This is a genomic window from Candidatus Paraluminiphilus aquimaris (assembly GCF_026230195.1).
Lineage (GTDB): Bacteria > Pseudomonadota > Gammaproteobacteria > Pseudomonadales > Halieaceae > Luminiphilus > Luminiphilus aquimaris.
On record NZ_CP036501.1, the window covers coordinates 2357437 to 2371630 of the forward strand.

Consider the following 14194-nt stretch of genomic DNA (forward strand, 5'->3'; position numbering starts at 1 on the left):
TGGTTAGGCTAACGCTGCGTACTCTTTCTCGAGTCGCTTTGCGGCCTTCTTAGACACGCCACCCAAAACGCTGATGGCGTTTCTTAGACGAGCGCGCGTGAGGTCAGGCCCAAGAATCGACATTGAGTCTGGGATCGAGTAAGCGCTCGACTTGCCTGAAATTGCGACGAAGAGCGGTGCGAACAAAACCTTTGGCTTTAATTCCAACGTGTCCGCCAAGCCTTTGAGCGCGGCAAACAAAGCCCCGCGCTCCCAATCCTGCTGTGCCTCTAGTCGCCACAACACGAACTGCAAACGCTTAAGCAGCTCCTCTTGTGAATCCGCCGTGCCATCGAAGGCCTCAGCGGTCACCGCAACCTCACCCGACAGTAAATAAGCTGACATTGGGATAAAGTCAGACATGACATCCATGCGGCCCTGCGCGTGCGGCAAGATCTTATCTAAGGTCTCATCGTTCCAGAGCCAGGACTTTAAGCGCTCCTTTAAGGTCTGAGCGTCGAAGTCTTCGCGAAGCCAAGTGCCATTAAGCCACTTGAGTTTTTCAACATCAAAAATAGGGCCTCCGAGTGATACACGATCAATATCGAACGCTGCCTGCATCTCGTCCAGCGAGAACTTTTCGCGCTCATCGGGCATAGACCATCCCATACGACCCAAGTAGTTAACCAGCGCCTCTGGCAGGAAACCCATGCGCTCGTAATGGAGAATGCTCGTCGGGTTCTTGCGCTTACTTAACTTTGACTTGTCAGGGTTTCTGAGCAACGGCAGGTGACAAAGCTCAGGCATATCCCAGCCAAAGTAGTGATAGAGCAACTTGTGTTTTGGCGCTGAGTTCAACCACTCCTCGCCACGAATTACGTGGGTGATGCCCATGAGGTGATCGTCCACAACATTGGCAAGGTGGTAGGTCGGCATACCATCTGACTTTAGAAGGATCTGTGCATCGACCATGCTCCAGTCGAGCTCGATATCGCCACGAAGGCGGTCGTGAATCAGACACGCCCCTTCCTCATCTGGCACACGCATGCGAATAACAAACGACGCACCTGCGGCCTTTCGTGCCATCTGCTCGGCGTCACTCAACTCCAGATCCGCGGGCTTCAAGGCCGTTGATCGGCCGTCAGCACGACGGGCTTCACGCAATGTTTCGAGCTCCTCGGGAGTTCGATAGCAAACGAAGGCATCGCCCTGCTCTACCAGTTGCCAAGCGTACCCACCATAAATATCGCGCCGCTCACTCTGACGATACGGTCCGTGATCACCGCCAACGTCGGGCCCCTCATCCCAATCGAGCCCTAGCCACCTGAGCGAGTCAAAAATCATCTGCTCGGCAGCCGCGGTGCTGCGCGCCTGATCCGTGTCCTCGATGCGCAAAATAAACTGCCCACCGTGCGCTTTTGCAAAGCACCGGTTAAATAAGGCCATGTAAGCAGTGCCTACGTGGGGGTCGCCGGTAGGAGATGGGGCAACGCGCGTTCTGACGGTCATGTAAATCTCTTTTCGATGAAGGGCTTTTGTAAGCGCGCAATGTTAACAGAAGCGGGTCCGAATAAAGCTGTCTATCACCGCTTCTCACTAAACTTATTGCGTGAGTTTATTACACGCCCGACGCAAAATTCGATAGGATGTGTCAAACCCAAGAGCAAGAAGAATCATGCGTTGTTTTCGATCGTTTTTAGCCGTCAGCTGCCTCGCGCTGCTGGCAGGGTGTGGTAGTGGTGAGAGTAATGTGGAGTCCGGAAATCGAGAGGGGCTTTTGCATTACGGAAATGGTGCAGAACCCCAAGGTCTTGATCCCCATGTGGTGACAGGAGTTCCCGAAAACCACCTTATTCGCGCACTTTTTGAAGGCCTTGCGGTCAAAAACCCTAAGACGCTAGAGCCAGAGCCCGGTGTTGCCGAGCGCTGGGAAATCAGCGATGACGGCACGGTCTACACGTTCTATATCAATCCAGATGCCAAGTGGAGCAACGGAGAGTCCATCACCGCCTCCGATTATGTTTGGTCGTGGCATCGTGCGCTGCACCCGGATACGGGCGCGCTGTACGCTTACATGCTCTACCCCATTGCTAATTCAGAGGCCTATTCGAAGCGCGAGATCACTGACTTCAATGAGGTCGGCGTCAAAGCCTTGGATGACCTCACGCTGCAAGTGACGTTAAACGCGCCGACGCCGTACTTTTTGCAGCTCATGGATCACTACAGTAGCTTTGCTGTGCACCCCGAGACCTTACTGCAACACGGGAAGATGACAGATCGATTTACTCCATGGACGCGGGTTGGGAACATTGTGAGCAATGGCGCCTTCACCTTGGAAGAATGGTCTCTCAACCGACGCATTATCATGAAGAAAAACGATCACTATTGGGACCGTGACAATGTTGCGCTCAATGGTGTGGTGTTCTACCCAACCGAAAACGTGGTGAGTGAAGAGCGCATGTTCCGCGCAGAGCAGTTGCACTACACCCAAGTCGTGCCCCTAGACAAAATTCCGGGCTACCGCGAGACCGGGAACCCAAGTTACGTTCAAGCGCCTTATTTGGGCACCTACTACTACCTCGTAAACACTGAGCGACCACCAGTGGACAACGTTTTAGTCCGCCGCGCGCTATCGCTCGCCTTGGATCGCGATACGCTGACACGGACCGTACTGCAAGACACGGCCATTCCAGCCTACAGCATCACACCGCCCGATACGCTTGGCTACAATCCGCCAAAACTGTTTGCTCATGACCCCGAAAAGGCGCGTCAATTACTCGCGGACGCGGGCTACCCAAATGGCGAGGGTTGGCCGGGACTTGAGATCATCTACAACACCCAAGAAGCGCACCGCAAAATCGCTGTCGCCGTGCAGCAAATGTGGAAGCGCGAGTTAAACATCGACATTACAATCGCGAACCAAGAGTGGAAGGTGTACCTCGACTCTGTGTCCCAGCGGAATTTCCAGGTGGCGCGCCGAGGTTGGATTGGTGATTACGTGGACGCTAACAACTTCCTTGATCTCTTCATAACCGACGGCGGGAATAACAATACGGGCTATGCCAACGAAGTCTACGACGACATTATTTTAAATCGCGCACCGAAAGCCAAAAGTCGAGATGAGCGTTATGGGTTGTTCTATGAAGCTGAGACTATGCTGATGCAGGAAATGCCCATCATCCCAATTTACACCTACACGAGTAAGCACTTAGTGCACCCAAGCGTAGAAGGCATTTACCCCAACCTGATGGACTCATTGAACCTTAAATACGTGACGTTGCATCCCGAACGTCGCTTAAACGAGGAGGCGAACTGAGATGCTGCGCTTTATTTTCTGGCGGCTAATCCAAGCGATTCCCGTTATTTTTGTCGTCATCACGGCCACATTCTTCTTGGTGCGCTCTGCGCCGGGTGGGCCCTTTGACAGTGAGAAAGCGGTTTTACCCGAGGTCAAACGCGCGCTGGAGGCCCAATACAAACTGGATCTTCCGCTGCATGAACAATATTTTGCCTACCTTAGCGACTTAGGTAATGGCGACCTGGGACCTTCTTTTAAATACCCAGGGCGCAGCGTCAATGAAATCCTTAGCAGTGGTCTTCCGGTAACCGCTGAGTTGGGTTTATACGCGCTAAGCTTCGCGCTCCTCATTGGCGTTTTCGCGGGTGTATTTGCCGCACTCAAACCCAACACGCGGCAGGACTATATTCCAATGGGGCTGGCGATGATTGGAATCTGTATGCCCTCTTTTCTCCTGGGTCCACTGCTGGTGCTCATTTTCGGCATCTACCTCGATTGGCTGCCGATTGCCGGATGGGGCGACCTTCCCGGCGATAAAATATTGCCATCAATCACGCTGGGGTCGGCCTATGCCGCGTACATCGCAAGACTTAGCCGGGCCGGCATGCTCGAAATTCTGTCGCAAGACTACATCCGCACGGCACGAGCCAAAGGCTTGCCCGAATGGCGTGTCGTTACACAACACGCCTTGCGCGGCGGATTGATACCCGTCATCGCGTTCCTTGGTCCCGCCTTCGCGGGCCTGCTTGCCGGCTCATTCGTTGTCGAGACGATCTTCCAAATACCCGGTTTGGGACGTTTTTACGTCCAGGCCGCCTTCAACCGCGACTACACGATGATCTTGGGAACGACGGTGTTCTTGTCGACGCTCATCGTATTCTTCAACCTGATCAGTGACGTCATCGCGGCGTGGCTCAATCCGCGTCTCCGCGCGCAGTTCAAAGGAGCCGCCTAATGAATACAGAGCAAATCGACTACCTTGCCGAGGCCGAGGATGGCTCATCTCTCTGGCAAGACGCCTGGTTGAGACTGAAGAAAAATAGAGCGGCCGTCGCTGGCGGCATTGTATTGATCACCATGGTGCTTCTCGCTCTGCTTACACCGTTGATTGCGCCCTATGGTTACGAGGCACAAAACCTCGATTTGGGCGCATCGCCGCCATCAGCCGCGCACTGGTTAGGCACTGATATTTTCGGAAGAGATCTACTGACCCAGATTCTGTATGGCGGGCGTATCTCTCTGGCAGTGGGTTTCATAGCAACCGCTGTGGCCCTCGTCATTGGTGTGACTTGGGGCGCTGTTGCTGGCTACATTGGAGGGCGCGTCGATGCAGCGATGATGCGATTTGTGGATATTCTGTACGCCCTACCCTTCATGATTTTTATCATTTTGCTCATGGTGGTGTTTGGCAGAAATATTCTCTTGTTGTTCCTAGCAATTGGCGCGGTTGAATGGTTGACCATGGCTCGAATCATGCGGACGCAAGTACAGGCCCTTCGCCAGCAGGAATTTGTTGAAGCAGCTATTTCGCTTGGACTCTCGCCAAGATCGATCATTTTCAAGCACATTGTCCCCAATGCGATCGGCCCAATTATCGTTTACACCACACTGACCATCCCAAGCGTCATGTTGCTGGAGGCCTTCTTAAGCTTCCTCGGCTTAGGTATCCAGCCACCACAAACCAGCTGGGGACTGCTTATCAGCTATGGGGCGGAAACGATGGAAGAGTACCCGTGGCTCCTTATCTTCCCGGGACTTGCACTCACCGTAACCCTATTCTCACTTAACTTCCTCGGCGATGGTTTGCGCGACGCGCTCGACGTTCGCGGCTCTAAGGATTAAACGCATGAGTCTATTAACCGTTAATGATTTAAGCGTCAGCTTTGTCACGCGAAATGGAACGACAAAGGCCGTCCAGAACATCAGCTTTTCGGTAGAGCCGAAGTCCATCACCGCCATTATTGGCGAGAGTGGCTCGGGTAAATCCGTTTCGTGCTACGCCCTGCTGGGTCTCATTCCACAACCGCCAGGTCGTGTGGACTCGGGTAGCGCGCACTTCGATGGCAGAGATCTGCTGGCGCTCTCAGAACGTGAGTTAAGGGGCGTACGCGGCTCCGACATTGCCATGATCTTCCAAGACCCAATGACATGTTTGAATCCTTACATGCGCATTGGTGAGCAGTTAATAGAGCCCTTACTAGTACACGGTGTCGCCGATAAAACGACGGCCACAGCTCGTGCTGTCGCCCTGCTTGATGAGGTCGGTATAAGAAACCCTGAGTCGGCGATGAATGCCTACCCCTTTGAGTTTTCAGGTGGTATGCGCCAGCGAGTTATGATTGCGATGGCACTGATTACCGAGCCAAAACTGCTGATAGCGGACGAGCCCACAACGGCGCTTGACGTCACCATTCAGGCACAGATTCTTCGACTGATTAAGTCACTGCAAGAGAAGCGTGATATTGGCGTGCTGTTCATCAGTCACGACCTTGCCGTGGTTTCCGATATTGCCGATCAGATTGTGGTGATGGAGAAGGGGCATGTGGTTGAACAAGGGTCGCCCACCGATATTTTTTCGGGCGCACAGCACCCGTACACACAGAAGCTTCTTGCGGCCATTCCAAGTGGCGAGGCACCGCCCGCAGACACATCACGCACACCATTTATTACCGCGAGCAACCTCAAGACTTACTTCACAAGCGAAAACAGTGATGAGCCCGTCAAAGCCGTCGATGATGTTTCGCTGACGATTAACCGTGGCGAGGTTTTGGGACTCGTAGGCGAATCCGGCAGTGGAAAATCAACCTTTGGACGCTCTCTTCTTCGCCTAACCCCCATCACCTCAGGCAAGATCGCGTTCGATGGCGTGAATGTTGGGGAGCTGGACCGTGGAAGCTTGAAAACCCTGCGTCGTCGGATGCAGATGATATTCCAGGATCCCTACGCGTCCCTGAATCCGCGAATGACGGTATACGACACGCTGGCTGAGCCACTCTTACTCCATAAGATTGTTGACCGCTCGAACCTTGATGCGGCGATCAAATCGCTTATGGATAACGTGGGGTTATCGCGTGCTTTTGCCAAGAAATACCCGCATGAGTTTTCGGGGGGACAGCGACAGCGCATAGCGATTGGTCGGGCATTGGCCACCAAACCTGAATTCATTGTCGCCGATGAGCCGGTTTCGGCACTCGACGTGACCATTCAAGCCCAGATTCTCGATCTACTGAAAGACCTCAAAGACGAGTACGGACTGACCATGTTGTTTGTCTCTCATGACCTGGCCGTTATTCGACAAATTGCCGATCGCGTTGCTGTTCTGTATCACGGGAAGCTTGAGGAAGTTGGCGAGACCGCATCGGTATTTAATACCCCTACCAGCGACTACACAAAGCGCCTCTTAGCCGCTATTCCTGGGAAAACGGCTGCCTAGCGGCTATAGCCGCCTAATTTTTCGACGAGCCCCCAAGAGACGTCAGGGGGCTGAGCCGGGCCTGCGCACAGTGACGAATAAAATTCACATCAAAGAAAATGATGCGACTTACCCGAACTGCTTTTCGCCGACTTTGCAAACAATGGGTTCGCTCTCGGAAATCGAGTAACGACTTTCGAGAATCGTAGAGACAAATCGCCACTTAGAGGTGGTCGCCTCAGGTGTAAACTCGATATGAGTCCAGCCGCGCCTCGCTGTATCGAGGTCGTAGAGTTCCTTGCTGCTCGCCTTGAGGGCCTTTCTCAATACATCTGGTGGGGCCGGTAAGTAAGCCTCCATTCCTGGGCTGGTGATGCCCGGCGTACCAATCTCAACGCCAATGGCGTCCCCCTCTTGATCCTGCATATTGAAAGCCCAGCCATTGTGAGTATCGCCGGCCAGGACAACGGGGTTCTTGGCAAACCGCTTAAAGACGGCGTGTATGCGCTCGCGGCAGACCGGATAACCATCCCAGGCGTCGAGATTCATAGGTAATCCTGCCTCAGCGATTTCTCGCATACCCTCTAATCGCTCGCGATAGTATTTTGGCAGTGCCATGCTATCGATGGCGTCTTTTGAGAGGACAGGTGCGATGAGCTTCCCCATCAGCACTTGCTGGCCAATGATTTGCCATGTCGCACCTCGATCGCGGCCCGCCGCAAGTTGTGAGGCCAACCAATTCTCCTGCTCGGCACCTAAAATGGTGCGATTGGGATTCATCAACAATTCTTTAACGAAGGCCTCTGCTCCGCCCGCTTTAGGGATATCACGTTGGTAAATGAGCTGCTCATCGCGACCGTGGAGTCGCGTATCGAGCATAATCAGGTCAGCGAGATTCCCGACCTGAAACTGCCGGTAGATTGGTGCTTGGTCAGTTTGCGCTGCGGTGCGAATCGGCATCCATTCGTGATAAACCTTACGCGCCATCGCAATGCGCTCATCAAAGTCACCCTCTCCCTCATTATGGTTCTGAGCGCCGGCCTTCCAGGTGTTATTCATGAGCTCATGATCATCCCAGACACAAATCCATGGATGCGAGGCATGTGCCGCTTGTAAATCTTTGTCCGCACGATAAACCGCGTATCGAGCCCGGTAATCGTCCAGCGTCAGAATTTCATTCTCGGGCTCAACGGCTCTACCTAGGGTCTCCTCGGCAATAGGGTTTACGTAGACGCCGCGGGCATATTCATAAATGTAATCTCCTAGGTGCAGCACCACATCAAGATCGCTTTTCGCGATATCGTCATACGCATGAAAATAGCCCTGTGGATAGTTGGAGCAGGAAGCCACTGCCATGCGAAACTGCGCGACATCACCCACAGGCAACGTTTTAGTACTGCCGGTCGGCGAATACTCACCGTTCACCCTGAAGCGGTAAAAGTAGCGCTTACCTGCTTCTAGCCCTGTCGCATCGACTTTCACCGTGTAGTCGCGCCCGGCATGGGTGGCCGCAGTTCCACTAGCGACTAATCGCGTAAAGGACGCGTCATCAGCCACCTGCCAGATAATTTCACTCAATTGACCGTCCACTTTGGAAGCACCCGCCTTTGGAAGATAACGAGTCCAGAGAATGACGCGGTCTGATAGCGGATCGCCCGACGCAATACCGTGGGTAAACCCATAGGACCTCGTGGATGCATAGCTCATGCGGCTCGCGCCCATAATTCCTACACCCGCGGTCATTCCTTGCAAAACGCGTCGACGATTAATGTTCATAAATTCCGTTTTCCTATTACTAAAACCACCACTCTCACGGCCAGAGCGAATGCGATCTGAAAGACTAATGTCGCGTAGATCTGTGAATGTAGTGTGAAAGTTATCGTTATTTGGTCGACAAACAGTACCTGAATTTAAGGCGAGACCAAGCCCTTGTGCGACAATAGTGTGATGAGTATCGATACCGACCAAAAACCTTATTCACCCTGGCGATTCAGTACAGCCCCTTGCATGGACTGGACAGATCGACATTGTCGCTATTTTTGGCGATTGATGAGCAAGCACACCAGAGTCTATACGGAAATGGTGACAACCGGCGCCCTTATTCACGGGGATGCGCACAGGCACTTACGGTTCAATGAAGAGGAGCACCCCGTTGCGTTACAGTTAGGGGGTAGCTCTCCTCGCGATCTTGCTATCTCTGCCAAGATGGGCGCGGAATATGGCTATGACGAGATCAACCTCAACTGCGGCTGTCCCTCGGATCGGGTCCAAAATGGCGCCTTTGGTGCCTGCCTCATGCGCGAGGCCGAGCTTGTGCGAGACTGTGTCAGCGCCATGAATGACGCAGTCGACATCCCGGTCACAGTTAAACACCGACTGGGCATCGATGAAGACAATAGCTACGACGTTGTCCGAGATTTTGTGGGAACCGTGGCCGAGGGCGGCAGTGCAGTGTTTATAGCTCATGCACGAAACGCTTGGTTAAAGGGGCTTTCACCTAAAGAAAACCGGGAAGTGCCGCCCTTAAAATACGAGTGGGTCCATCAGCTAAAGCGCGATTTCCCTCACCTTACGATCGTGATTAACGGCGGTATTACGTCGCTCGAGGAATGCCAAACCCAGTTGGCCCATGTGGATGGTGTGATGCTGGGGCGAGAGCCCTATCAGAACCCCTGGTTAGTCAGTGACGTCGATGGGGTGTTATTCGACGGCGTCGGTTCTGGTCACACGCGCCTGTCCATTGCTGAGGCCTTGATACCGTATTTGGAACAGGTGCTCTCAGAGGGGGGGAAACTTAATCACGTTCTTCGGCATGTACTCGGCCTGTACCAGCGCCAACCGGGCGGAAAGCAGTTCAGACGAATTCTGAGCGAAGGTATGCACAGCGAGGGCGCGGGTATCGAATTATTTGAGCAGGCGGTTGCACAAACTCAAGCACTGATAGAGCGCCGTCGCGCCTAAAACTCCTCGTCCCAATCTTCGTCTTCAAAGTCGGAAAACGTATCGATAATCACACCGTCATTCACCAGTGCCTCTCTGTTCTGAAGGTAGGCGTCACGGATAAAGACATAACGGTCTCCTGTAATCAGCTCTTCAGCCTCAAGTAGATCCGCTCGATATTCCAGAGCACGCCATCCGCGCGACCCCCACGTAATACGATCGTCGTCTACAAGGTAGTCGTTCGCTGACATGAAACTATCGGTAATATCGCCAACGCCGGCACGAACTGTGTACGGGCCCAAAAATGGCATCATCACATAGGGGCCTTCTGGTACCCCCCAGCGGGCAAGCGTATGCCCAAAATCCGTCTTGTACCGATCGATTCCCATGTCTGATGCGACATCAAGAACGCCAAATAAACCCAGCGTCGTATTGATCAGCACGCGCCCGGTGTTCTTACCTGCTCTGACGGGGCGGCCCTGCAAGACGGCATTTAACGCGCCATTAATGTCAGTCAAATTATCGTAAGCATTCATTAATCCGCGGCGGATCGGCATTGGCATAATGTCATCGTAGACCACGGCAATAGGCCGCAGTACCGCTGCATCGGCCGCGTCATTAAATTCCAATATTTCGCGGTTTAACGACTCGAACGGGTCGTCATTGGCACTTGCCAAGGCCGGTACGAGAACTATCGATATAACGACGAACCCATAAGTGAGCATGGAGAGTAAGCTACGCACGATTTAAACCTTCCCATTACATGGCGATACTGTACCAAAAAGCGGCACTTTAACGTGGGTTATTCGTCATCCATTGCTCAACGGATTGCCACTGCTGATCCAGTCGCTTCGCCGATACGGGCAATTTTGTACCCAGCTGCTGCGCAAAGAGCGACACACGAAACTCTTCCAGCATCCACCTAAATCGAACAGCCTCGCGAGACAATACTTCCAGTCCCGGATAATCTCTTTGGCCTTTAGAAAGCCGATCGAGCTGAGGCTGAAGCAAAGACATAGATTTCTCGTCTTTCCCCCCCTGTGCTGACAGTCGCTCAGCACGATTGAGAACCGCTTTTAAATACCGCGGATAGTAAGACAGCCACTCGGCTGGGGTCTCTAGCAAGGCTTTTGCGTCAAACAGTCCAGCTATTTGCTGTTCCATATCCACGCGGGATGCAGAAAATTCTTTAGGTTGGTATTTCGTCAGAACAGACCGCACCCCAGCTGCCGTCTTCACGGCGAGTGTCAGGTGATTACCCATTTCCAAAACGTGGGGTACCCAGTTCGCTGTCACCTGATGCTGCACCTGACTAAACGTATCTGGCGATCGAGGCAGTGCGATGTCCTCGAGCAATTGCCAAAGTCCACCTTCAATCAACGCATCAACCAGTGGGTCTCGCTCTAATTGAGCCCCCGCGAGCGCAAGCTTCGCTGCATTGTCAGTAAAGAGCTGCTTTTTAAGGTATTTGGCTGTTTTCAAATCCCCTTGAAGTAAAAGACCTGCCACACCAAGCCTGTGCTGACGCGCCGCCTCGGATGCGTAATCCAAAAGCCTTACGGACAACTGTCCCGAGCCCTCCTTTATCACCGCAGGATAGGCCATGACCTCGGCCCCCGCCGACTTACCCCGCCACTCCTCAGGAAGCGCTTGAAAATCCCAGCGCGTCACGTTGACACGCTCTAGATTATTCTTCGTTGTCACAACCTCTACGGGAGAGTCACTTCGAAACTGAGCGATAAGGCTCGAAAGGTCTCTGCCCTCAGCCAGTAATTTCTTGCGATCATCAACAACACGGATATTCATTTGGTAGTAGGGTTCGATGACCACCTGTGACCAGTCATCAAGCGATACCGAAACGCCTCTCAAACTTTTTAGCTCGCGCGACAACGCCTGTGCCAAAGGCTCATTACTTAAGGTCAATCGATCAAGTAGGGCATCCGCAACATCGGGTGCGGGAACGAGCTGTTTACGTAAAGTTTTAGGCAAACCCTTGATCATGGCGATCAGCTTCTCTCGAAGGAGACCTGGAACAAGCCACTCGAAGCGATAGCGCGGCGCACGATTCATCAGTGCCCTGGGTATCGTCACCGTTACGCCATCACGGTTACCCCCTGGTTCAAACTGGTAACTGAGGTCGAAACAGACCTCTCCAACCCGCAAGGTCTTAGGGAATTGATCCTCGACCTCACCACCCGGATCACGCGTTAGCACCTGCTCACGATTCATCTTCAAGCTGGTCGAGGCGCTCTCGTCCCTGCGTAGCCATTTGTCGAGTGCGACACCGCTTGCGCAATCCGCCGGAAGACGTTCATCATAAAACCGCACCATAGACTCCTCGTCGACCAATAAGTCTCGACGACGTGTGCGTGACTCCAACTCCATAACATCAGCAACGAGTTTCAGGTTGTGCTTCAAAAACTCGGGAGGCTTTCGAACGTTACCGGATACCAAGCCATCACGAATCATAATCTGACGTGATGTCTTTTGATCAATACCCGCATAGTGGACGCGCTGTCCGTCACTGATAGTCAGGCCAAACAGTGAGACCCGCTCCTTGGCCATCACGCGACCCGAACGCGCGCTCCATGCGGGTTCATAGTGATGTCGCTTTAGCAGATCAGGATTGGTGTCTAACAACCAAGCCGGTTCAATCGCCGCGCACTGTCGAGCAAATACCTGTGAGGTTTCCACCAGCTCTGCGGCAACCAGCCACTTAGGGGGCTTCTTGTACTGACCCGAGGCAGGAAATACCTGTGCCTTTCGGTTACGAGCCGCGTTGAACTTCCGTCCTTCGTCTTGCTGCGCAATATTGCCCAGTAGACCCGTGAGTAACGCTCTATGAATCGGCTCATACCTGTCGTCGTCGGCTTTCCCCGCTGTGACAGAAAACTTCATTTGTCGGCAAGACAGCACTAACTGGTGGTGGACCTCGCGCCACTCGCGAATGCGCAGATACGACAAAAATTCGCGTTCACACAGTTTACGCAGCTGATTTTGACTCAGTGCTTGGCGCTGCTCTTCCACGTATTGCCATAAGTTAACCCATGCTACGAAGTCCGATTTGGCATTATTAAATCGTGCGTGCTGCTGATCTGCTTGTGCTCGTTTTTCCTGAGGTCTCTCACGCGGATCTTGGACGGACAGAGCACTGACGATAACGAGTGCTTCATGGAGGCAGTCTCGACTCGCCGCATCGAGCAGGATCCGACTCAACTTTGGGTCGACGGGCAACTTCGCCATGGCTCTGCCCAATTGCGTAAGCTTGGCATCGGTACCAACCGCCCCCAATTCAGTGAGCAGTCTAAAACCGTCGCGAACCATTTTAGTCTCGGGTGGATCGACAAATGGGAACTGGCGAACATCGCCCAGACCGAGCTCCAGCATGCGCAAAATAACAGAGGCGAGGTTGGTGCGGAGAATTTCCGCATCGGTAAACTCGGGTCGAGATAAAAAGTCTTGCTCTGAGTAAAGCCGAAAACAAACACCCTCTGCGACGCGACCACAACGCCCTTTTCGCTGGTTAGCACTGGCTTGAGAGATGGGTTCAATTGGCAAACGCTGAAGTCCCGATCGATGGCTGTAACGACTTACGCGCGCATCGCCTGGATCAATAACGTATCGTATTCCCGGAACCGTCAGTGATGTCTCAGCCACATTGGTTGCGAGAACCACTCGCATGCCCGATCCCGACCGACTGAAAACACGGTTTTGCTCCGCGTTACTTAAGCGGGCGTAGAGCGGAAGAACCTGAATGCGATCTCGCCCTCGCAGGGTTTTCGCTAGGTCGCGTATTTGACGCTCGCCCGGACAAAAAATGAGCACATCGCCGCGAGGGCCATACTTTTGCGCCTCAATTTCGTCAACGAGCTCTGCCACCTGACGTTGCACGCCACGATCCCGGTCTTCAACCGCATCCAAGTAATGGACATCAACAGGGTAAGTGCGACCGGACACCTCGATAATCGGTGCATCGTTAAAGTGCTTGCTGAAACGCTCAACATCGATGGTGGCCGACGTGATAATGACCTTCAGATCAGGCCGCTTGGGCAATAATCGCTTTAAATAACCCAAAATGAAGTCGATGTTGAGACTGCGCTCGTGAGCCTCATCAATGATCAATGTGTCGTAGGCATTTAGCTGACGGTCTCGCGTGAGCTCGGTCAGTAAAATACCGTCAGTCATTACCTTGACCGCTGTTTGCTCAGACACCTGGTCGTTAAACCGTACTTGGTAACCAACCAGTCCGCCTACTTCGGCGCCAAGCTCCTCGGCAATTCGACTTGATACGGCGCGCGCGGCAATACGTCGTGGCTGTGTGTGGCCAATGCGTTTATCTCGGCCTCGACCTAACTCAAGGCATATTTTCGGGAGCTGCGTTGTCTTACCAGAACCTGTTTCGCCCGCGACGACAACAACTTGATTTTCAGCGATAGCCCGCATGATTTCGTCTTTTCGAGCAACAACAGGTAGCTGCTCGGGGTACGAAAGGTGCTGAGGAACAATCCGCTCAAAACGACTTTCACGGTCTTTACTCACATGCTCCTCAACTCAATCACACCGCT

Annotated in this window: 9 protein-coding genes; 5 read left to right on the forward strand and 4 right to left on the reverse strand. The window is 53.2% G+C overall.

The features are described 5' to 3' along the window. Positions 1 to 3 precede the first annotated feature (3 nt). Positions 4 to 1488 carry a glutamate--tRNA ligase gene (gene gltX / locus E0F26_RS10845; protein ID WP_279241676.1) on the reverse strand — a complete coding sequence of 495 codons (1485 nt, stop codon included), beginning with the start codon at positions 1486 to 1488 and terminating at the stop codon, positions 4 to 6. A 166-nt stretch (positions 1489 to 1654) separates the two neighbouring features. Between gltX and E0F26_RS10850 the strand changes: the two genes are divergently transcribed. The 4 genes from E0F26_RS10850 to E0F26_RS10865 are packed head-to-tail and all read left to right on the forward strand — an operon-like array spanning position 1655 to position 6710. Continuing rightward, positions 1655 to 3295, forward strand: coding sequence for a peptide ABC transporter substrate-binding protein (locus tag E0F26_RS10850; RefSeq protein WP_279241677.1), 1641 nt, complete (start codon positions 1655 to 1657; stop codon positions 3293 to 3295). A 1-nt stretch (position 3296) separates the two neighbouring features. After that, on the forward strand, positions 3297 to 4232 hold the full coding sequence (locus E0F26_RS10855; protein ID WP_279241678.1) for an ABC transporter permease: 936 nt from the start codon (positions 3297 to 3299) through the stop codon (positions 4230 to 4232). Then, a complete protein-coding gene (locus tag E0F26_RS10860) occupies positions 4232 to 5119 on the forward strand; it encodes an ABC transporter permease (protein ID WP_279241679.1) in 888 nt (295 codons plus the stop codon). The genes E0F26_RS10855 and E0F26_RS10860 overlap by 1 nt, the downstream gene beginning before the upstream one ends. Before the next feature lie 4 nt (positions 5120 to 5123). Next, positions 5124 to 6710, forward strand: coding sequence for an ABC transporter ATP-binding protein (locus E0F26_RS10865; protein ID WP_279241680.1), 1587 nt, complete (start codon positions 5124 to 5126; stop codon positions 6708 to 6710). Between the two features lie 108 nt (positions 6711 to 6818). On the opposite strand, the gene E0F26_RS10870 is transcribed toward E0F26_RS10865, so the two are convergent. Further along, positions 6819 to 8465 carry an alkaline phosphatase D family protein gene (locus E0F26_RS10870; RefSeq protein WP_279241681.1) on the reverse strand — a complete coding sequence of 549 codons (1647 nt, stop codon included), beginning with the start codon at positions 8463 to 8465 and terminating at the stop codon, positions 6819 to 6821. Between the two features lie 171 nt (positions 8466 to 8636). Here E0F26_RS10870 and dusA point away from each other — a divergent pair, with 171 nt between their 5' ends. Continuing rightward, positions 8637 to 9650, forward strand: a complete 1014-nt coding sequence (gene dusA / locus E0F26_RS10875; protein WP_279243226.1) for a tRNA dihydrouridine(20/20a) synthase DusA — start codon at positions 8637 to 8639, stop codon at positions 9648 to 9650. Here dusA and E0F26_RS10880 read toward each other — a convergent pair. Continuing rightward, entirely contained in the window at positions 9647 to 10372 is a 726-nt protein-coding gene (locus E0F26_RS10880; RefSeq protein WP_279241682.1) for an MlaA family lipoprotein, read from the reverse strand. The genes dusA and E0F26_RS10880 overlap by 4 nt on opposite strands. 49 nt (positions 10373 to 10421) lie before the next feature. Beyond that, positions 10422 to 14168, reverse strand: coding sequence for an ATP-dependent RNA helicase HrpA (gene hrpA / locus E0F26_RS10885; RefSeq protein WP_279241683.1), 3747 nt, complete (start codon positions 14166 to 14168; stop codon positions 10422 to 10424). Positions 14169 to 14194 lie beyond the last annotated feature (26 nt).

Coding starts and splice junctions, on each gene's coding strand:
- gltX (WP_279241676.1), bottom strand. CDS start 1,488: ATGACCGTCAGAACGCGCGTTGCCCCATCTCCTACCGGCGACCCCCAC.
- E0F26_RS10850 (WP_279241677.1), top strand. CDS start 1,655: ATGCGTTGTTTTCGATCGTTTTTAGCCGTCAGCTGCCTCGCGCTGCTG.
- E0F26_RS10855 (WP_279241678.1), top strand. CDS start 3,297: ATGCTGCGCTTTATTTTCTGGCGGCTAATCCAAGCGATTCCCGTTATT.
- E0F26_RS10860 (WP_279241679.1), top strand. CDS start 4,232: ATGAATACAGAGCAAATCGACTACCTTGCCGAGGCCGAGGATGGCTCA.
- E0F26_RS10865 (WP_279241680.1), top strand. CDS start 5,124: ATGAGTCTATTAACCGTTAATGATTTAAGCGTCAGCTTTGTCACGCGA.
- E0F26_RS10870 (WP_279241681.1), bottom strand. CDS start 8,465: ATGAACATTAATCGTCGACGCGTTTTGCAAGGAATGACCGCGGGTGTA.
- dusA (WP_279243226.1), top strand. CDS start 8,637: ATGAGTATCGATACCGACCAAAAACCTTATTCACCCTGGCGATTCAGT.